This window comes from Thiovibrio sp. JS02, from assembly GCF_053485635.1.
The window spans coordinates 3,579,356-3,599,727 of record NZ_CM130715.1 but is presented as its reverse complement, the minus strand read 5'-3'; the positions used below and the strand labels follow the sequence as shown (position 1 = coordinate 3,599,727).

General features: G+C 62.1%; 18 protein-coding genes. 9 read left to right on the top strand and 9 right to left on the bottom strand.

Annotated features, from left to right (window positions below):
• Positions 1-16: 16 nt before the first annotated feature.
• Entirely contained in the window at positions 17-319 is a 303-nt protein-coding gene (locus tag ACUUL3_RS16570) for a hypothetical protein (RefSeq protein ID WP_448553255.1), read from the bottom strand.
• Between the two features lie 490 nt (positions 320-809).
• Complete coding sequence (gene rlmN, locus ACUUL3_RS16565) at positions 810-1,880, bottom strand: 23S rRNA (adenine(2503)-C(2))-methyltransferase RlmN (protein WP_448553253.1); 1,071 nt, start codon at positions 1,878-1,880, stop codon at positions 810-812.
• Between the two features lie 189 nt (positions 1,881-2,069).
• Here rlmN and ACUUL3_RS16560 point away from each other — a divergent pair, with 189 nt between their 5' ends.
• The 7 genes from ACUUL3_RS16560 (at position 2,070) to ACUUL3_RS16530 (ending at position 11,888) form a co-directional block, all read left to right on the top strand.
• On the top strand, positions 2,070-3,707 hold the full coding sequence (locus tag ACUUL3_RS16560) for an ABC-F family ATP-binding cassette domain-containing protein (protein ID WP_448553251.1): 1,638 nt from the start codon (positions 2,070-2,072) through the stop codon (positions 3,705-3,707).
• Positions 3,708-4,243: 536 nt separating this feature from the next.
• The gene (locus tag ACUUL3_RS16555; protein WP_448553249.1) at positions 4,244-4,957 is read left to right on the top strand and encodes a CerR family C-terminal domain-containing protein; all 714 of its coding nucleotides are present in this window, start codon (positions 4,244-4,246) and stop codon (positions 4,955-4,957) included.
• Positions 4,954-6,246, top strand: coding sequence for an efflux RND transporter periplasmic adaptor subunit (locus tag ACUUL3_RS16550; RefSeq protein WP_448553247.1), 1,293 nt, complete (start codon positions 4,954-4,956; stop codon positions 6,244-6,246). The genes ACUUL3_RS16555 and ACUUL3_RS16550 overlap by 4 nt, the downstream gene beginning before the upstream one ends.
• Before the next feature lie 527 nt (positions 6,247-6,773).
• Positions 6,774-7,481: an ABC transporter ATP-binding protein gene (locus ACUUL3_RS16545; protein ID WP_448553245.1), complete on the top strand. Its 708-nt coding sequence runs from the start codon at positions 6,774-6,776 to the stop codon at positions 7,479-7,481.
• Positions 7,478-8,848 (top strand): ABC transporter permease, encoded by a 1,371-nt coding sequence (locus ACUUL3_RS16540; protein ID WP_448553243.1) that lies wholly within the window; start codon positions 7,478-7,480, stop codon positions 8,846-8,848. Before ACUUL3_RS16545 ends, ACUUL3_RS16540 begins: the two co-directional genes overlap by 4 nt.
• Positions 8,841-10,265 carry an efflux transporter outer membrane subunit gene (locus tag ACUUL3_RS16535; protein ID WP_448553241.1) on the top strand — a complete coding sequence of 475 codons (1,425 nt, stop codon included), beginning with the start codon at positions 8,841-8,843 and terminating at the stop codon, positions 10,263-10,265. Before ACUUL3_RS16540 ends, ACUUL3_RS16535 begins: the two co-directional genes overlap by 8 nt.
• Before the next feature lie 45 nt (positions 10,266-10,310).
• Entirely contained in the window at positions 10,311-11,888 is a 1,578-nt protein-coding gene (locus ACUUL3_RS16530; RefSeq protein ID WP_448553239.1) for an FAD-dependent protein, read from the top strand.
• Between the two features lie 86 nt (positions 11,889-11,974).
• Here ACUUL3_RS16530 and ACUUL3_RS16525 read toward each other — a convergent pair whose 3' ends face one another.
• The 5 genes from ACUUL3_RS16525 to ACUUL3_RS16505 form a co-directional block, all read right to left on the bottom strand.
• Positions 11,975-12,814 carry a hypothetical protein gene (locus ACUUL3_RS16525; protein ID WP_448553238.1) on the bottom strand — a complete coding sequence of 280 codons (840 nt, stop codon included), beginning with the start codon at positions 12,812-12,814 and terminating at the stop codon, positions 11,975-11,977.
• A 213-nt stretch (positions 12,815-13,027) separates the two neighbouring features.
• Entirely contained in the window at positions 13,028-13,723 is a 696-nt protein-coding gene (locus tag ACUUL3_RS16520; RefSeq protein WP_448553237.1) for an aspartate/glutamate racemase family protein, read from the bottom strand.
• A gap of 57 nt (positions 13,724-13,780) precedes the next feature.
• Positions 13,781-14,791: a serine/threonine protein kinase gene (locus tag ACUUL3_RS16515; RefSeq protein WP_448553235.1), complete on the bottom strand. Its 1,011-nt coding sequence runs from the start codon at positions 14,789-14,791 to the stop codon at positions 13,781-13,783.
• A 26-nt stretch (positions 14,792-14,817) separates the two neighbouring features.
• The gene (locus ACUUL3_RS16510; RefSeq protein ID WP_448553233.1) at positions 14,818-15,633 is read right to left on the bottom strand and encodes a ZIP family metal transporter; all 816 of its coding nucleotides are present in this window, start codon (positions 15,631-15,633) and stop codon (positions 14,818-14,820) included.
• Between the two features lie 111 nt (positions 15,634-15,744).
• Entirely contained in the window at positions 15,745-16,407 is a 663-nt protein-coding gene (locus tag ACUUL3_RS16505; RefSeq protein ID WP_448553231.1) for a hypothetical protein, read from the bottom strand.
• A 294-nt stretch (positions 16,408-16,701) separates the two neighbouring features.
• Between ACUUL3_RS16505 and ACUUL3_RS16500 the strand changes: the two genes are divergently transcribed.
• Positions 16,702-18,330 (top strand): ABC-F family ATP-binding cassette domain-containing protein, encoded by a 1,629-nt coding sequence (locus tag ACUUL3_RS16500; protein WP_448553229.1) that lies wholly within the window; start codon positions 16,702-16,704, stop codon positions 18,328-18,330.
• Between the two features lie 168 nt (positions 18,331-18,498).
• Positions 18,499-19,044 (top strand): tetratricopeptide repeat protein, encoded by a 546-nt coding sequence (locus ACUUL3_RS16495; protein ID WP_448553227.1) that lies wholly within the window; start codon positions 18,499-18,501, stop codon positions 19,042-19,044.
• Positions 19,045-19,099: 55 nt separating this feature from the next.
• Here the strand turns inward: ACUUL3_RS16495 and ACUUL3_RS16490 are convergent, their stop codons facing one another.
• Positions 19,100-19,933 (bottom strand): prenyltransferase/squalene oxidase repeat-containing protein, encoded by an 834-nt coding sequence (locus tag ACUUL3_RS16490; RefSeq protein ID WP_448553225.1) that lies wholly within the window; start codon positions 19,931-19,933, stop codon positions 19,100-19,102.
• A gap of 15 nt (positions 19,934-19,948) precedes the next feature.
• Positions 19,949-20,347 carry a CBS domain-containing protein gene (locus ACUUL3_RS16485; RefSeq protein ID WP_448553223.1) on the bottom strand — a complete coding sequence of 133 codons (399 nt, stop codon included), beginning with the start codon at positions 20,345-20,347 and terminating at the stop codon, positions 19,949-19,951.
• Positions 20,348-20,372 lie beyond the last annotated feature (25 nt).

Genomic DNA, 20,372 nt, shown 5'->3' with positions numbered 1-20,372 from the left:
TTATGCTCATGTATCCTTAATGACTCTTTGCCATGGGGATAACAAAACTTGCTGGATATTCACGATGTTTGTCAGTAATTGCATCGACAATTCCTAAATCAAGAAAGACCGCACTGGCGACAATTTTTGCTCCAATTGTGCTTTGAATCGCACCGGCAGACTTAATCCCATCTTGAGTTTCACAATCATACTTCAAAACATCATCCGATCTCCTGACTGAAACAGTAGCTGGGATGTTGGCCGTCCATACACCCCGTTTATTTTGAAATGTACAAGTCCCTCCATCCCCAGAGCTAAATGACACGGCAACAGGAGTCATTGCGTCATTGGTCAGACTTGCGCATCCTGTCATAAGTAAAGAGGATGCTAATAATGCTGTTAAGCATTAATGGCTTTTTCATTCTGACTCCCAAAATTAAGGTTGAACTACTCGTCTCTAATAAACGGAAAAACACTCCGCCTTCTTCCCCGTTACGCTGTTCCAACATCATCCGTAGTGTTAAAAAAACATCATTGGACAGTGATGTCTGCTCTTAAGGCAGCAGTAAGAAATTAAGCCCAATCGTGGATAGGCAATGCCCCTAACACGCAAAACTACTCTGTTTTCTGGCAAATGTAAGTAAAAAACTACGGAGAGAACTACAGAAAAAATACTAGGGGCTGGGTGTGGTCTGGTCGGAAATGAAGTTATTGCCGCGCTTGATTTTTTATTCACCGGTTACTAGAAATTGCCAACCAGTCACTTCCGCTGAGGGCGAACGCCGGCGCTTGCTCGGACAACCCATCGGCGCCGCCGCCCTGTTCTGCCCTCACCCCTTCCCCTCCCTCTTCTTCCCGGCCAACTGGCCGCAGGCCGCGGAGATATCGGCGCCCCGGCTCTGGCGGATGAAGGTGTTGAAGCCTGCGTCGCGCAGGACCTTCTGGAAGGCGAGGATATCCTCGTTCTCCGGGCAGGCATAGGGGCCTGCTTCCGCAGCGGCGTTGTAGGGGAGCAGGTTGATCCGGCAGGGGATATCGCTGAGTTTTTCGGCGAGCAGCCCGGCATGGGCCAGGGAATCGTTGATGCCCTTGAGTAAAATATACTCGAAAAGAATCACCTTCTTCCTGCCCAGGGGAAAATCCCGGCAGGCCGCGAGCAGCGCCTCGATATTGTAAGTCTTGTTCACCGGCATCAGCCTGCTTCTGGTTTCGTCGTCCGCGGCATGAAGCGAGATGGCGAGGTTCACCCTGATGTCGCGGCCCAGATCGCGGATCCGTGGCACCAGGCCGCAGGTGGAGACGGTGATCCTCCGCTCGGTGAACTCCAGGCCCCGCTCGTCCATGAGGATGCGCAGGGCGGCGAGCAGGTTGTCGTAGTTGGCAAGCGGCTCGCCCATGCCCATGAAGACCAGATTGTTCACATACTCCCTGGGCGTGGCCCGTTTAATGCCGGCCTGCATCATATGATGGATCACGGCCAATACCTGATTGACGATCTCGCCAGGGGTGAGATTGCGGGAAAAACCCTGGGCGCCGGTGAGGCAGAAGCCGCAGCCCATGGCGCAGCCCACCTGGGAGGAAACACACAGGGTGTGCCGCCCCTCCTCCGGGATGAGCACGCTTTCGATCACCGCGCCGTCGGCCAGGCGGAAGGCGAACTTCTCGGTGCCATCCTCGGATTTTTCAACGGCAAGGGGGGTGAGGCCCACGAGCACGCCGTGGCCGGCGAGGAGCTGGCGCACCTCTTTTTTCACCTCGCGCATCCCGGAAAAATCATTGACCCCGGGCTGATGGAGATTGCGAAAAAGATGGCGCGCCCTTTTGGCGGGCAGGCCCAGGCCGACGATGAAGTCGGTGAACCGGGCAAAGGTGAGGCTTCTGAGGTCTGGTTTCATGTCCATGTGCAGCACTCAATACCACAGAGTCGGGCTGGTTTCAAAACAACTCTTGCAACAGGGGATGAAAGCCCCCTCCGCATTCCGCATCTTCCGGAATTACCGTGAAAATAACTGGCGATTCTTGTCAATCCATGCTATAAAGCCCCCTCTCCGGCTCAGCCGGCATTTTTCATTTTATCCCAAGGAATTCCCATGATCAGCGCAGTCAACATTGCCCTCTCCTACGGCAAGAGGGTTATTTTCAAGGACGTCAACATCAAGTTCACCCCGGGCAACTGCTACGGACTCATCGGCGCCAACGGCGCCGGCAAATCAACCTTTCTGAAGATCCTCTCCGGCGAGCGGGAGGCGGACAAGGGCGAGGTGGTGGTCGGCGCCGGCGAGCGCATCGCGGTTCTGCGCCAGGACCACTTCGCCTTTGACGAGCAGACCGTGTTCAACACCGTGATCATGGGCCATGCACGGCTCTACGAGGTGATGCGCGAACGGGAGGCCATCTACGCCAAGGGCGATTTCAGCGAGGAGGACGGCATCCGCTGCGGCGAGCTGGAGATCGAATTCGGTGAGATGAACGGCTACGAGGTGGAAACCGAAGCGGCGGTGCTGCTGAGCGGCCTGGGGATTCCGGAGGAGCTGCGGGAAAAGAAGATGAAGGAGCTGGAAGGCGGCGACAAGGTGCGGGTACTCCTGGCCCAGGCCCTGTTCGGCAACCCGGATATCCTGCTCCTGGACGAGCCCACCAACAACCTGGACCTCAAATCCATCCGCTGGCTGGAGGAATTCCTCTTCCGCTTCCAGAACACGGTGATCATCGTTTCCCATGACCGTCATTTCCTGAATCAGGTCTGCACCCATGTCGCCGATATCGACTTCGGCCGGATCCAGGTCTACGTGGGCAACTACGATTTCTGGTACCAGGCGAGCCAGCTGGCCGTCAAGCAGAGGCAGGACGAGAACAAGAAGATCACCGCCAAGGCCGAGGAACTGAAGGAGTTCATCCAGCGTTTCTCCTCCAACGCCTCCAAGGCCAAGCAGGCCACCTCCCGCAAGAAGCTGCTGGAAAAACTCACCATGGAGGATATGCCGACCTCCTCGCGCAAGTATCCCTTCATCGTCTTCAAGGCGGGCAGGCCCTGCGGCGACGTGATCCTCGAGGTGAACAATCTCCGCAAAAGCATCGACGGCGTGGAGGTGCTCAAGGACTTCTCCTTCACCATGCAGAAGGGGGAGAAGATCGCCTTTGTCGGCGGCAACTCGCAGGCCAAAACCGCCCTCTTCCAGATCCTGGCCGGGGAAATGGAGCCGGACAGCGGCAGCTACCGCTGGGGGGTGACCATGTCCACCTCCTATTTTCCCAAGGAGAACAGCGCCTACTTCACCGACAACCTGGACCTGATCCAGTGGCTGCGCCAGTTTGCCGCCCCCACCGAGGGGGAGACCTTTGCCCGGGGATTCTTAGGCAAGATGCTCTTTTCCGGCGAGGAGGCCCTGAAAAAAACCACCGTGCTCTCCGGCGGCGAGCGGGTCCGCTGCATGCTGGCCCGGATGATGCTTAGTAGCGCCAACGCCCTGATCCTGGACGAGCCCACCAACCATCTGGACCTGGAATCCATCACCGCCCTGAACAACGCCCTGATCGCCTTTCCCGAGGTGGTGCTCTTCACCTCCCACGACCACCAGTTCGTCTCCACCGTGGCCAACCGGATCATCGAGATCACCCCGGGCGGGATCATCGACCGGATGATGAATTTCGACGATTACCTGGAGAACGAAGAGGTGAACCGGCTGCGGGAGGAGCTCTGCCACGGGCATGCCGAGGCTGCCCTTTAATCCCTATTTCCCCATTTTGTCCTGCCGAGCATCGCAGGCCATGGCGACAAGGGCGCTAGGTAAGCGGAGCCACGAAGTGGCAGAGACTCCGACTGTTTGAGCGCCCGCAGGAAGCGAGTTTACAGCGGCCAGCCATGACCGAGAAGCACAGGGAAGCCCGAAGGGCCAGGACGAACGGGGTGCCGTTTCTTTGGTTCGTTTCTTTGGGCAAGCAAAGAAATGAACAGTTCTATAATTGCCTAATCCTTAATTTCTTACCCCTTCTTCTTTTGTTTGCCCAAAAGAAGAAGCAAGAAAAGGGCCCCCGTGTCACTTGGGGCTTCGCCCTTCCCGGCGCTGCTCGCATTGGCCGGGGTCTTGCAAACTCGCTTCGCTCAAACAGTGCAAACCCCTCTTTTGGCCAACGCTGTGCTGCTCGGCTGCGTGCCAATGGGAATTTTCCCAAGCCTTCCCCACTCGAATTGAAAATCCCCTTGACGAACCCAAACGAATAATTCAAATATAAATTTGAATTAATTCCTGACAGGGGATTTTTTGTGCGAAAACAACGAAGCGACGGCCAGGAAACCCGGGGCGCCCTGCTGGCCGCGGCCAGCGCCATCTTTGCCGCCAAGGGCTTCCGGGCCACGACCATGGCGGAGATCTGCGCCCAGGCCGGCGCCAACCCCGCGGCCGCCAACTATCATTTCGGCAGCAAGGAAGCCCTCTACGTGGAGAGCTGGCGCCACTCCTTTGCCCAATCCCTCGCCCTCTATCCACCGGACGGCGGCATCCCCGCCCAGGCCCCGGCCGAAGAACGGCTGCGCGGCCGCATCCTCTCCATCATGCGCCGGATCGTTGACCCGAAAAGCCACGACTTCGATATGGTCCACAAGGAAATGGCCAGCCCCACCGGCCTCTTGGCCGGCGCCATGCAGGAGGCCATGGTGCCGATCTTCCGGGATCTCACCGCCCTGGTCCGCGAACTGCTCGGGGATGCGGCCGGCGAGGAGGAGGTGCAGCTCTGCGCCATGAGCATCCGGGCCCAGTGCTTCGGGCCGCTCCTCAGGGAGCGGCGCCGGAAGATGACGGGCCAGAGCCTGCCGCCCACCGGGGTCGAGCCCCTGCTGGCCGATGTCGAGACCCTGGCCGACCATGTGATCCGCTTCAGCCTCTCCGGCATCCGCGAGATCCGGGCGGCCAAAAAATTGGTTCCCCGCAAGAAAAAAACCCTTGCCGCAAACAGAGCCAGCCACCGAGGTTTGCCATGAATACGCTCTACAAAAAAGCCCTCCTCAGCATTGCCGCCCTTCTCGTTCTGGTCGCGGCCATCCTCCTCTGGCAGTCCGGAAGCCGGAACAGCAAGGGAGCCGCCTACCGCACCGGCGAGGTGGTCCGCGACGACCTTCTGGTTTCCATCAGCGCCACCGGCACCGTGGAGCCCGAGGAAGTGATCGACGTGGGCGCCCAGGTCGCGGGTCGCATCCTCTCCTTTGGCCGGGACGCCAGGGGCAAGCCCGTGGATTACGGCTCAATGGTCGAGGCGGGCACGGTCCTGGCCAGGATCGACGATTCGCTCTATGCCGCCGAGGTGGCGCAGGCCGAAGCCCAGCTCCTCGCCAGCAAGGCCGGCCTGCTGCGGGCCAGGGCCGACCTGGAGCGGGCGGAACGGGACTGGCTGCGGGCCAGGACACTGGGCCCTTCCGAAGCATTGTCGCAAAGCAGCTACGACGCCTACGAATCAGCCTACAAGACGGCCCTGGCCCAGGTGGCGGTGAATGAAGCGGAAATCGGCAAGGCGGACGCCGCCCTGGCCCGCGCCCGCCGCAACCTCGGCTACACCACCATCACCTCGCCGGTCAAGGGCATCATCATCGACCGGCGGGTCAACATCGGCCAGACCGTGGTGGCGAGCCTCAATGCGCCAAGTCTCTTCCTCATCGCCAAGGATCTCACCCGCATCCAGGTCTGGGTGGCGGTGAACGAGGCGGATATCGGCAGGATCCATCCGGGCCTGCCGGTCTCCTTCACGGTGGACGCCTTTCCCGGCGAAACCTTCCGCGGCGAGGTGGGCAAGATCCGCTTGAACGCCTCCATGACCCAGAACGTCGTCACCTACACGGTGGAGATCATCACCGACAACAGCAACGGCCGCCTGCTCCCCTATCTGACCGCCAACGTCATCTTTGAACTCAAGACCCTGAGCAAGGTTCTGCAGGTGCCCAATGCGGCCCTGCGCTGGTCGCCGCCCGAGGCCGGGGAAGGCGGGATGAAGCCGGGGGCGACAAAACCCGAAGGGATGAAAAAGCAGGCCACCAAGGAGGAAAAACCAGCGAGCGCGGTCTGGGTGCTGGACGAGGGCAAGCCGAAGCGCGTCGAGGTGAGCCCGGGTTTGAGCGACGGGATCATGACCTCGGTGCGCGGCGAGGGGATTGAGGAAGGGATGCAGGTCATCACCGGCCTGCGGGTGCAGACGGATGCCAAGGGCTCGGCCAGCAACCCATTCACCCCGCAGTTTGCCCGCGGCACCAGGAACAGCGGCAGCGGTCAGAAGCAGTAGGTATGTTCATTTCTTTGCTGGACTTTATCCCCGTCAAGGGGGCAAAGAAACGAACCAGCAGCGAAGCGGCGAAGAAAGGGCACCCAGTTCGTCCTGGCCCCTCGGGCTTCCCGGAGTTTATACCCCCTTGCGGGGTACTTCTCGCCCATGGCTGGCCGCTGTAAACTCGCTTCCTGCGGGCGCTCAAACAGTCGGAGTCTCTGCCACTTCGTGGCTCCGCTTACCTAGCGCCCTTTTCGCCATGGCCTGCGATGCTCGGCAGGACAAAATGGGAAAATCTCCCATTGGCACCCAGCCGAGCAGCACAACGTTGGCCAAAAGAGGGGCTTGCACTGTTTGAGCGAAGCGAGTTTGCAAGACCCCGGCCAATGCGAGCAGCGCAGGGTATCCCGCCTTTGGCGGGACAAGTGACACGGGGGCCCTTTTCTTGCTTCTTCTTTTGGGCAAGCAAAAGAAGAAGGGAAAAAATCGTTACCTCCTTTCCTGGAATTGCTAGGAAAAACTGAACAAAGGCAAACACAAAATCCATGCACCTGATCGAGCTCACCAACATCAGCAAAACCTACCAGATGGGCGACATCTCCGTGCCGGTCCTGCGCGGTGTCTCCCTCACCGTGGATAAGGGCGAATCCGTGGCGCTGATGGGCTCCTCCGGCTCCGGGAAAAGCACCCTGATGAACATCCTCGGCTGCCTGGACCGGCCGAGCAGCGGCGCCTACTGGCTGGACGGCCAGGAGGTGAGCCAGCTCTCCGCCGACGAGCGGGCCATGGTCCGCAACCGCAAGCTCGGCTTCGTCTTCCAGAGCTTCAACCTCCTCTCCCGCACCAGCGCCGTCGACAACGTGGCCATGCCCCTTGCCTATACCGCCGAGCAGCTCTCCGAAAAAGAGGCTCGAAGCCGCGCCACGGAGATGCTGATCCGGGTGGGGCTGGCCGACCGGCTCGACCATCAGCCCTACCAGCTCTCCGGCGGCCAGCAGCAGCGGGTGGCCATCGCCCGGGCCCTGATCAACAACCCGCCGGTCCTCTTTGCCGACGAACCCACCGGCAACCTGGACTCCCGCACCAGCGAAGATGTCCTGCGCATGTTCCGGGAGCTCAACGAAGAGCACGGCATCACCATCATCATGGTCACCCATGATGCCGAGGTGGCCAGGAACTCCAACAGGATCATCCGCATCCACGACGGCCGGATCGTCGACGGCGCTTTCAGTTCCCGGGGAGAGGGCGCATGACCGTCTATACCACCGCCCGCACCGCCTTGAAAGCCCTGCGCCGCAACCCCATGCGCGCCATGCTCACCACCCTGGGAATCGTCATCGGCATCGGCGCGGTCATCGCCATGATGGAAATCGGCACCGGCTCCTCGGTGGCCCTGCAGAAAACCATCGCCAGCATGGGGGCCAACGTTCTGGTGATCCGGCCGGGCAGCGCCTCCAGCGGCGGAGTCACCTTCGGGGCCGGCAGCGCCACCACCCTGACCCCGGAAGACAGCCAGGCCATCCTGCGCGAATGCCCGGCGGTGGGCAACGCCGCCCCCATGGTCCGGGCCCGGACCCAGGTCGTCTACGGCAGCCGCAACTGGGTGCCCACCTATATCTACGGCACCACCCCCGCCTATCTGGACGTGCAGGACTGGGGCCAGCTCGCGGAGGGCGAACCCTTCAGCGACCGGGATGTCCTGAACGGCAACAAGGTCTGTCTCCTGGGCCGGACCCTGGTCCGGGAACTGTTCGAAGGCGAATCGCCGCTGGGCAGGGAGATCCGCATCAAGAACGTGGCCTTCCGGGTGGTGGGGGTGCTGAAGAGCAAGGGCGCCAACATGATGGGCATCGACCAGGACGACATCATCCTCGCCCCCTGGACCACCATCAAATACCGGGTGACCGGCGCCAGCCTTTCCACCTCCAACCAGAGCGCGGCCGGCGGCGCCGAAACCACGGTGAATACCTTGAGCAACCTCTATCCCGGCGGCCAGCCCAGCCTCTACCCGGAACAGTCCAGCATCCAGGCGGCCAACAACCCCATGCCGGTCCGCTTCACCAACATCGACCAGATCATGGTTTCCGCCCGCAGCGCCGCGGAGATTCCGGCGGCCATCGACCAGATCGGCATGGTGCTCCGCGAGCGCCACCGGATCAGGGCCGGCGAGACCGACGACTTCAACGTCCGCGATCTCACCGAGGTGACCAAGACCCTCTCCTCCACCACCCGCCTGATGACCAACCTCCTGCTCAGCGTGGCCATGATCTCCCTGGTGGTGGGCGGGGTGGGAATCATGAACATCATGCTCGTTTCCGTGACCGAACGCACGAGGGAGATCGGCCTGCGCATGGCCGTCGGCGCCCGGGCCCGCGACATTCTCCGCCAATTCCTGGTTGAGGCCATCGTCCTCTGCCTGGCCGGCGGCGCCATGGGCATACTGCTCGGACACGGCGGCTCGCAGCTGGTGCGGATTCTTCTCAACTGGCCGGTGGCCACTTCACCCGGCGCCATTGCCGCCGCGGTGCTGGTTTCCGCCAGCGTGGGCATCATCTTCGGCTTTTATCCGGCCTGGAAGGCCTCCCGCCTGGACCCCATCGAGGCATTACGCTATGAATAATTCTCCCTGCCATCTTGTCCGGGCCGCCACCCTTGTCCTGGCTCTCCTCCTCTCCGGCTGCATGCTCGGCCCCGACTTCACGGCCCCGGAAACGCGGCTGCCCGGGCAATGGCGGGAAGCCACTGCCGAAACCGGCCCGGCGGCCGAAGAGCTGGCCCGCTGGTGGACGCTCTTCAATGATCCCACCCTCACTTCGCTTGTGGAGCGGGGGCTCGCGGCCAACCTCGATCTCAAGCAGGCGGAGGCGAGGGTCCGCCAGGCCCGGGCCGCCAGAAGGATTGCCGGTGCAGGCCTCGGCCCCAGCGTGGATGCTTCCGGCTCCTACCGCCGCAGCCGCAGCCCGGAAACGGACCGCGGCGGCTCCGTAACCGCCGATCTCTACGAAGCCGGTTTTGATGCCAACTGGGAAATCGATCTTTTCGGCGGCCTCCGCCGGGGCATCGAGGCGGCCGAGGCGGATCTCGCGGCCAGCATCGAGGCAAGGCGCGGGGTGCTTGTCAGCCTGAGCGCGGAACTGGCCAGCAATTACCTGGGCCTGCGTGGCTTGCAGGAGCAGGTGGCCATTGCCAGGAAAAACCTTGAAGCCCAGAACCGGAGCGCCGAACTGACCCGCAAGCGGTTCAGGGCCGGCTTTGCCAGCAGGCTCGACCTGAGCCGGGCCGAGGCCCTCGCCGCCGGCACGGCCGCCCAGATTCCCCTGCTGGAATCAGAGGCCCGGCAGGCGATTTACCGCCTCAGCGTCCTGCTGGCCGTCGAGCCTGCCGCTCTTCTCGCCGAACTGAACCCGGGCGCCGCCCTGCCCTCGCCGCCGCCCCAGGTGCCGGCCGGCCTGCCCTCGGAGCTGCTCCGTCGACGGCCCGACATCCGCGGGGCCGAGGCAAGGCTGCACGCAGCCACCGCCCGGATCGGCGTCGCCGAGGCGGACCTCTTCCCCCGTTTCTCCCTCACCGGCGCCTTGGGCCTGCAGAACAGCGATTTTGGCGCCACCTTCAACCGGGCCAGCCGCTTCTGGTCCATCGGCCCGGGGATCAACTGGCGGCTCTTCGACCTGGGTTCCACCCGGGCCAACATCGAGTTCCAAAAAGCGGTGCAGGAGGAGGATCTTCTCGCCTACCAGCAGACCGTGCTGGTCGCCCTGCAGGAGGTGGAAAACGCCCTGCTCGCCCTGGGCAAGGAACAAGAGCGCCAGGCAAGCCTCGCCATTGCGGTCGCCGCCAGCAGCCAGAGCGTGGAACTGGCGGAAAAACTCTACACCGCCGGCGAAAGCGATTACCTGGCCGTGCTCGATGCCCGGCGCTCCCTCCATGCGGCCGAGGACAATCTCAGCATCAGCCGCCGCAACCTGACCACGCATCTGGTCGCCCTGTTCAAAGCCCTGGGCGGCGGCTGGGCCGCTCCGGCCGAGCCCGGCTCCTGAACCGGGCCCCAGCCGGCGGCCAAAACCAGCGTGAGGAGCGTCCCCTTGGACCTGATCATCAGCAATATGCAAATCCCCATCGAAGAAGACGGCCCGGCGGCCTATATCCGTGCCGCCGCCCGGGAGATGGAAACCGGCGCCGAAACCATCGCCATCGTGAAAATGCTCAGCAAGTCCCTGGACGCGAGCAACAAGGAACAGTTCTATTTCAGGATTTCCCTCGTTGTCCGGGTTGCGGACGGCTTTCCCAACCACCGGAACCTGCCGCCCTACCACGCCCCGGCCAGGGAACCCCGGAAACCCGTCACCAGCAAGGTGAGCCCCATAATCATCGGCTTCGGCCCGGCCGGGATGTTCGCCGCCCTTGAACTCATCGAATACGGCTTACGGCCCCGCATCTTTGACCGGGGCAAAAAGATCGAGGAACGGACCCTCGACGTGCAACGCTTTCTGGACGAGCGGGAAATCGATTCCGAATCGAATATCCAGTTCGGCGAAGGCGGCGCCGGCTCCTACTCCGACGGCAAGCTCTTTTCCCGGCGCAACAACAATACCGGCTATGTCGATCGGGTCCTGGCCACCTTCATCAAATTCGGCGCCCCGCCGGAGATAGGCTACATCGGCAAGCCCCATCTGGGGACCGATGTACTCTGCGCAATCGTCCGCAATATCAGAAACCATGTCCTGGCGCGAGGCGGCGAGATCCATTACGGCGCCCGGATGACGGATATCCTGATCTCGGATGGCAAGGCCCGGGGGGTTGTCATCAACGGCGACCAGGAATATCTCTCTTCGGACATCTATCTCGCCCTTGGCCATTCCGCCCGCGATACCATCGCCATGCTGCATGAAAAAGGGGTCGCCCTCGAACAGAGGCCGATTTCCGTCGGGGTGAGAATCGAGCACCCGGCGGAAACCATCAATCTTCTCCGCTATGGCGGCAAGTATCGGAATTATCCCGGCCTGGGCGCGGCCACCTATTCCCTGAACTATACCAACCGGAAGATCCGGCGGGGGGTCTATACGTTCTGCATGTGCCCCGGCGGCGAGGTGATCAATGCCTCCTCGGGGCCGGGGCTGCTGGTGGTCAACGGCATGAGCTACTCGCAACGGGCTTCCGCCTTTTCCAACGCGGCCCTGGTGGTGACCTGCCATGTAGATGACTACAAATCGGCAAGCCCCCTGGCGGGCATCGAGTTCCAGGAGGATATCGAGCGAAAGGCCTTCGCGGCCGGGGGGGGAGGCTGGCGACTGCCGGCCCAGAACCTGATGCATTTTTTAGGCGAGAAGAGCGCGGCCGGCCTCAATGAAAACTCCTACCGGATGGGCACCGTCCCCGCCGAGATGAAGGACATTTTCCCGGGCTTCGTGGCGGAAGAGCTGCTGGCCGCCTTTGCCCACTGGAAACAGGAAATTCCCCTGTTCGTTTCCCGGCGGGCGATCCTGCTCGGCGCGGAAACAAGAACCTCCTCGCCGGTCCGGATCAGCCGCAACGCGCACTTTGAATCCGTAAACACCAGGAATCTCTACCCGATCGGCGAAGGCGCGGGCTACACCGGCGGCATAACCAGTTCCGCCGCCGACGCCATAAGGGCCGTGGAGATGCGGGTATCGCGGGAATAATCTCCGGAACACGACAAAGGGGCGGCCGCCGTTTGCCGGCCACGCGCCCAGGTCAAACTCCGCCGGTCCGACCTGTCTTTCCCGAACTACTTCTCTCCCCGCAGCAGGGCATGCTCTTCCGGGTAATGCCTTTCCAGGCAGTCCGGACAGAGGCTGTGGCTGAAATCCGCATCGGAGCGGGCCTTGATATAGACCTCAAGCTGGTTCCAGTACCCGTTATCATCCCGGATCTTCTTGCAGAACGAGCAGATGGGGAGTATGCCCCGGAGGGTTTTCACCTCCAGCAAGGCCTTTTCCAGATTTTCCACGGTCTCGCGCAGTCTGTTCAAGATAGGGTTGGTTACTTTAAAGAAAAAACCGACCCCGGAGCCAATGACGAATACCGCCATGATGCCGCTTATCAGGGCTGCCCTGAGGTACGGCTTTTTGATTTCCGAATAATCTATTTTCGCGACAATGCCGTAACCCAGCTCCGCCACCGGCTCATATGCCGCCAACACCCGTTCGCCCCGGTAATCCATGCCGATAATCGTTCCGGATTTTCCGGAAAGCGCCAGCCGCATCGGTTCCGCCAGCCCGGAGTTCCAGGGAACCGGCCGCAGCTGGTCGAGGTCATGGTGACGATGGCTCAGCAGAAAAACAATCTGGTCGTTTTCCCTGGTGGCGAGCGTGAATTCCCCGGTATCGCCAAAGCCCCGGTACCTGGCATGGGCATCGACGAGCTGGGAAAGAGTCGCCTGCCGTGCCCCGTGGGGATAGGCGTAATTGTAAGTCCTGTCGAAACGGGCCACCGCCTCGATCAGCCGCGCCTGACTTTTCGCTGTTTCCACCAGACGTGCTTTTTCCTGCCCGAGTCCGGTCTGGAAAAGAATGCCGATGGTGATCGCCTCGACCACCAGAACCACGGAGAACATTATGAAAATCAAGAGCAGAACTCGCCTGCGGGGACTCATCGTTTGACCTTTCTCTTTTCGGGGGATGCCGGCGCCCCGGCGGAATCCGGTTGTCGGCAAAAAAAACAAAATGCGCCCGGCCGCGGGAAGGGGTTCTTCTTCCGCCTTGCCGCGGCCGCACCGCTCAATCAGTTTGCCAGAAACCGGATTCTTGTCAACCGGTTTCCGCGCCAGGCGTCGGCCGGCTTAATCGGTGAGGCAATACGAGACGATGCGCTCGCAGTGAATTGCCGTGGTGTTGAGGAAGGGAATCCCGTGGCCGCTTTCCGGCAATATCAGGGGCAACTCGGTGCACCCCAGGATCAGGGAATCGATCCCGTCCTCATCCGCCATCCTTTTGGCGATCGCCAGCAATTCTTCCCGCGTCGAATCCTTGAAGATCCCCAATTCGATTTCGGAAAATATTTTTTGCTGGATGGTTTGCCGCTCTTCCTCCGAAGGGACGACAACGGCCATGCCTTCGGCGAGAAAGGACTTCTGGTAGAAATCCGACTCCATGGTCAGCCTGGTCCCCAGAAGGCCGATTTTCTTCAATCCCATCTCCTTGGCCCTGCCGCGGGTTGCCTCCACTATGCTCAGCAGCGGGATGGGCGATCGCGCCTTGATTGCATCAAAAACAATGTGCGGAGTGTTCGAGGCGATGGCCGCGAATTCCGCGCCGGCACGATGGATTGCGGCGATCTTCTCCAGCAGCCACGCGGAAAGCCTCTGCCGGTCCCCGGTTTCGATCACCTCCAGCAGCTGGTTGAGATTTGCGCTGTAGACGATGATTTCCGGATAGGCCAAAGCACGGTGCCTTGTGTTGAAGGCGGCGATGATTTCCCTGTAATAAGCAACCGTTGATTCCGGGCCTATGCCGCCGATGATGCCGATGGTTTTCATGGTCCGTTCCCCCTTCAATTCCCGCGCGCCCGCGCTGCCGGCACAAAGGCCGGAGCCTTACCAGCGGTTGCCCTGGGGTTCGGGCGCGGTCCTGATCTTCTCCAGTTGGTCGGCGAGATCGTTCAGCTCCCGTTGCCAGTATTCCCTGCTGCCGAAATCGGCCACCACCCGGCTCAGGCCCTCCTCGGCCACCTGAAAGGCGCACCAGGCCGTGTAGTGGATAAAGCGCATGGCGCGAAGCGGTTCGATCAGGGCGAGGCTTTTCCGGTCAAAATCGCGAAAGGTCTCGTAGCCCTCGAGAAAGAGATCGATCTCGGCGAAGCTCTCCTCGCGGTAGCCGGGCAGCAGCATCCAGAAATCCTGCACCGGCGGCCCCAGGGCCATGTCGTCGAAATCAATGACATAAAATGACTCGCCCGGCCGGTAGATAAGGTTCGAGAAATGGCAGTCGCCGTGGATGCGGATCAGCTCCGCATCCGCGAACAGGGGGGTGATTTCGGCGATCAGGGTCGAGGCGAGGGAAGCAAACTCCCTGGCCAGGTCAGGGGGGATGAAGTTGCCGGCGAGCAGGAAGTCCACCTGCTGGCGGGTGGACCTGTCCGGGGTCATGACGATCCGCCCCTCCGGCCGCCGGCCGGCGCCCACGGCATGGATGCGGCCGAGAAGACGGCCGATCTCCAGCCACTGGTCGTCGTTGTACTCGTCATAGCTGCGGCCGCCGCACTTGGGGAAGACGGCAAAGTACATCTCCTCATGCCGGCAGAGGGTTCCGTTCGCCTGCGTCTCCAGGGGCGCGATCACCGGAATCTCGCGGCTGGCAAGCTCAAGGAGAAAATCGTGCTCGTCCCTGAGGGCGCCGGGGGTCCAGCGACCGGGCCGATAGAACTTGACCACCAGGCCGGCGCCATCCTCCAGTTCCAGCTCGTAGACCCGGTTGATATAGCTGGCCAAAGGCCGGCAGAGGTTGGTGCAGCGCACCCCCAGCGCCTTTTCCACCAGGGTCAGGACCAGATCCGGGTTCAGCCGGTGGAAGACGTTCTCCTTCTGAGTCTTTCTCGCATCCTGCATTTTTCCTTTTCCCTTTTGCATTGCCGTCACCCCAAGGCCACATCAAGGGTCATCATCACGGCAAAGCCCACCAGGGTCGCCATGGTGACCAGATCGATGTGCTTCTGGTTCTGCTGGGACTCGGGAATCAGCTCCTCCACCACGACAAAGATCATGGCGCCGGCGGCGAAACAGAGGGCATAGGGGAGGATCGCCTGCATGCTCAGGACAAAATAGGCACCCAGCACCCCGGCCACGGGTTCCACCAGGCCTGAGGCCTGCCCGTACATGAAGCTCCTGCTCCGGCTCATCCCTTCCCGGCGCAGGGGCATGGAAACCGCGGTGCCTTCCGGAAAGTTCTGCAGGCCGATGCCGATGGCCAGGGCCACGGCGCCGCCCAGGCTGGCCGAGGGGATATCGGCCGCCACCGCGCCAAAGGCCACGCCCACGGCCAGGCCTTCCGGAATATTGTGGAGGGTGATGGCCAGCACCAGGAGGGTGCTGCGCTGCCACGAGGTTTTCAACCCTTCGCTCTTGCTCAGGTCAAGTCCCGGGTGCAGATGGGGCAGATAGATGTCGATCAGGCGCATGAAGATGCCACCGGCCAGGAATCCGCTGGCGGCGGTAAGCCAGGGCGTGAGTCCCATGGCGGTGGACATCTCGATCCCCGGTGCCAGCAGCGACCAGAAGCTGGCCGCGATCATCACCCCGGCGGCGAAACCGAGCATGGCATCGAGAAAAAGGGCATTCACCTTCTTGGTCACGAAAACGACGCCGGCTCCGGCGGCGGTCAGCCCCCAGGTGAAAAGGGTGGCGTAAAACGCCTGGACGACCGGATTGAGTTCCTGAAAATAGGCGATCATTGCTGCTGCCTTGCTCCGCGATTCCTGCCGGGTTGCCCCCGCGGCAGCCCATTGGGGAAATTTTATTATAGAAACGGGAAAAAGTATATCCGGGAAACGGCAGGCCCGGGCTCAGTCGAGGATAAAGCCGGCCACGGCCAGCTTTTTGCCCCAGGCCCGCCAGGCCCCACTTTCGATGTCGATGCTGCGGGCGGCGAGATCGTAGGTGGCCGTAATGCCGGTCTCCAGACTGCATTTGCGGTCGTAATTGGTGTGGGAGAAGATGAGCCGAAAGGTGGTCGCTCCTTCCTGGACAACTTCCTCCACATAGGCGACATGGCCAGTGGGCATCTTCCGCCGCGCGTTGGCGGCGAGGATGAGGATGCTGCCCTGCCGGGGGACGGCCGAAGTGTTGCCGCGCCGCTCTTCACAGGCAAACCAGGTGAGCGGGCCGTTTTCCACGCCGAGACGGCAGGTGTCGATGCCGCTCCGGCAGCGGGCAAAGGGCAGGCTTTGCGGCTCGCAGCGGCCCTTCACGATCTGGCGGGCGCTCCGTTGCGCCGGATAGCACTCGGCGCTGCTCCGGCCGGAACGGGAAGGCAGGGCCGCGGCCGGCGGCGATACCTCGGCGGGCGCGGGTTCGTCCTGGACAACACTCCCGAGATCCCGGGCCGGCGGTTCCAGGACGGGAACCGCAATTGCCCCGGTTGCCTGCTCCGCCGGCAACTCCGCCGGCGCAGGCTGCCTTGCACAGCCGGCGAGAAGCAAAAGGAGCGAACACACCGCGCCAACCATACCTGTTTTCCCCCGCATCGCAAACCTCCCCGCCCTCGCGTCCCGTTGCCCAACTTCCCACAGGCCGCGCATTATACCTCGCCCCGGCGCCACTGGGAAGCCTTGCCCTGCAATCCGGCGGCCACGAAGAAAAAAATAGTCTTGCGGCCCGGCCGCCTTCGTGCTAAAAGAGGCGCTCTTTCGAGAAGATACCAGCAGAATCCCCAGGCCGTGAAGAAGCGGAACTTCGCAAACCCACCCTGGCACGGCAGCCGCCCGGACCTTTGCTTCTTTTTTCCCCAACCGAGACCAGACATGATCCATCTCACCAACATCAGCAAACAGCACGGCTCCCAGGTGCTTTTCAACAACGCCAGCTTCCAGATCCTGCCCGGGGTGCGCACCGGCCTGGTCGGCCCCAACGGGGCCGGCAAATCCACCCTCTTTCGCCTGATCACCGGCGAAGAGGAGCCGGACAAGGGGGAAATCTCCTGCGCGAAAAAAACGGTGATCGGCTACTTTTCCCAGGATGCGGGCGAGATGGCCGGCCGTTCGGCTCTCGCGGAAACCATGTCCGCGGCCGGCGAGGTGATGCTGCTTGGCGAGCGGATCAAGGAGATGGAGGCGGCCATGGGCCAACCCCTGGCTGACCCGGAGATGGCGGCGCTCCTGGAGCGATACGGCGATGCTGTGGAAGAGTTCGAACACCGCGGCGGCTACGACCTGGAAGCCCGCGCCCAGGCGGTGCTGACCGGGCTTGGCATCGGCCCGGCCGATTTCAACCGGCCGGTGGAATCCTTCAGCGGCGGCTGGAAGATGCGCATCGCCCTGGCGAAAATCCTCACCCTGAATCCCGATGTCCTGCTGCTGGACGAGCCCACCAACCATCTGGACGTGGAGTCCATCGTCTGGCTGGAGGAGTGGCTGGCCAAGGAGTTTAAAGGCGCGGTGCTCATGACCTGCCACGACCGGGATTTCATGAACCGGCTGGTCAGCCGGATCATCGAGGTGGCCAACACCTGCGTCACCACCTACAGCGGCAACTACGACTTCTACCTGCGCGAGCGCGAGATCCGCCGCGAGCAGCTGCTCGCCAGCCACCGTCGCCAGCAGGAGATGATGGCCAAGGAGGAGGAGTTCATCGCCCGCTTCGCCGCCCGCGCCTCCCATGCCTCCCAGGTGCAATCGCGGATCAAGAAGCTCGACAAGATCGAGCGCATCGAGCTGCCGCCGGAACAGAAGGTGATCAGCTTCGAGTTCGCCGAGCCGCCGCGCAGCGGCGACGACGTGGTGCGCATGGAGAATCTGGGCAAAATCTGGCCCCTGGACGATGGTGGCGTCAAATCGGTGTTTTCCGGCATCTCCGGCGTCATCCGCAGGCAGGAAAAAATCGCGGTGGTCGGGGTCAACGGCGCCGGCAAATCGACCTTCCTCAAGGTCCTGGCCGGCCAGACCCCGGCAAGCACAGGCCAGCTTACCCTCGGGGCCAATGTTGCATCAGGCTACTTCAGCCAGCACGCCATGGATGTCCTCTCCCCCGAACGCACGGTCTTTGAAACCGTGCAGGACGCCATCCCCCAGGCCAACATCGGCACCATCCGCAACCTCTGCGCCGCCTTTCTCTTCCAGGGCGACAGCGTGGACAAGCGCATCCACCTGCTCTCGGGCGGCGAAAAGAGCCGGCTGGTGCTGGCCACCCTCCTGGCCCGGCCCCTGAATTTCCTGATCCTGGACGAGCCCACCAACCACCTGGACATCCAATCCAGGGAGATCCTCCTTGCGGCGCTCAAGAAGTTCAACGGCACCGTGCTGCTGGTCAGCCACGACCGCCACTTCCTCCGTTCCCTGGTGGGAAGGGTCATGGAGATCGACCACGGCGAGATGCGCAACTTTGAAGGGGATTACGAGTATTACCTGCGCAAATCCGGCCAGCTGGCCCAGTGAGCGACGGCCAGGTAAATTTTATTTTTTTGAGTTGCTTTTTCCCTGCCCTTTCATCGAAAATAAAAACAAGCCCCGATGGCCGCAATCATCTCCACCAAACCCCACAAATGCTCAAGCGGCGAAGCCTCATCGGGGCTTTCATTTTGTCCGCCTCCCCGCCCGGGACAAATGGCCGGGCCGGGCAAGATCCGTATCGCCGCCGTCCTCCTCCTTCTTTTCTCCGCCCTTGCTTCTCCCTCCTTTGCCGATGAACTCGGCCAGCTCCGGGAACGCGCCGCCGCCGGGGAAGCCCAGGCCCAGATGGATCTGGGCGCCATGCTTTATTACGGCGATGGGGTGGCCGAAAGCCGCGGCGAGGCGGCCAGCTGGTATGGCAAAGCGGCGGCGCAGGGCGAAACAGAGGCGCGGCTGTTCATGGGCATGGCCTGCTACAGGGGGGAAGGAGTTGCCCAGGATTACCGGGAGGCGGCACAATGGTTTCTCCTGGCCGCCGAATCCGGCGACCGGACGGCCCAGAGCGCCATGGCCCTGCTTTACCGTTACGGAGACGGAGTGGAAAGGGATCTGGTCCAGGCCTACAAGTGGTATGGCCTCGCCGCGGAACAGGAGGACGGCAACGCCGAACAGGCACTCGCGGAGCTGGTTGCGGAAATGACCGCGGCGCAGATTGCCGAAGCGAAAAAACTGATCCGGACATGGACGCCCAAGGAATAGGCAGGGTCACTCTTTGCCGGCAGGACGCTTGCGGGCGGGAAAAAACCGCCCGCGCCTAAAGAGGTCCTAGCCCGCCAAGAAAAGACAGACCTGCCACCGCGTGATAGGTGGCATCGAGAAAGGGGGCGGCCCTGCCCCGCCTGCCGAAGCCGCCGTTGCGGGTCTGGCAGCCGGCGATGAAGGCTGCGGCCCCGCCGGGATCGAGGGGCTTTGCCCGCAGCCTGGTCAGGGCCCGCAGGCAGAAATGACTGTTTTCGATAAAGGAGGTGGTGCCGGGCATGAAGCCGAAGCCGCCGTCCGCGGTCTGGCAGTTCTGAAACCAGGGCACCAGTTTTTCCCGCAGCTCCTCATCCGGCTCCTGCCCGACCGCCTGCAGGATCTCAAGTCCCATCATCATCTCCTCGCAGGTCCACCGCGCCGGCAGGAGCCGCTGCCGCCAGTGCTCTCCCAGCCGCGCCCGAAACAGGGGCAATGCTTCGCGCCCTGAAATCAGGGCCGCGTAATAACAGGCAGGCAGGCCGGGATTGTCGCCAAGTTTTGCCGCAACAAGCCGTTTCATCGGCGCCGGCGCAAAGGCGGCCTCAAGATTCGCCGCGGTGGCGGAGAGCTGGTGGACCGATTTGAAATCAAGCCGCATCCCGGGCCAGAGCCCGCCGAGGTATGCCAGCAGTCGCGCATCGCTCCGGCATTGGCGCAGGGGCGCGTCGAAAAAAGCGTTATCCGCCAGGAGCTTCAGGATGGCAACGGCATGAAAGGTGTCCTCCACGGTGGCGGGCAACCGCCTGGTGGCCCCGAAGCCGCCGCTCTCTTTGGCCAGAGCGCGGACATAGGCCGTGAGCCTGTCGACAACAACCGTTTCCGCAAGAAAGTGCATCCCCGCTTTTCCCATGCCGTTTCCGTCGTGCTATTTCCCGCTGACCAGGCGGTCAAAAACATCGGTGTTGCTGATGATCCCGACGAGCTTTTCCCCTTCCACCACTGGCAGCCGCCGGGTCCCGGCCACCCGCATCAGGAGCAGACAGTTTTCGATGGAAAGATTCGGCCCCACGGTGATGGCCGGCTTGGTCATCACATCGCTCACCAGATAGGAAAAATCCCCTTCGCTGTCCATGAGCATGGCCTCGAGGACGTCCTTTCTGGTGACGATACCGAAGGCGTCGCTGTCGTCGGCCGGCTTGACCACCAGACTGGAAACCTTCTGCTCGTACATCGCCTTGGCCGCCGCCTTCAGGGTGGCGTCCCTGGCAATGGTTTTCACTCCGGCCTGCATGAGATCCTTGACCCGCAGTTTCTTGATCTTCATCGCTCCCTTCTCCTTAGGTATCTGA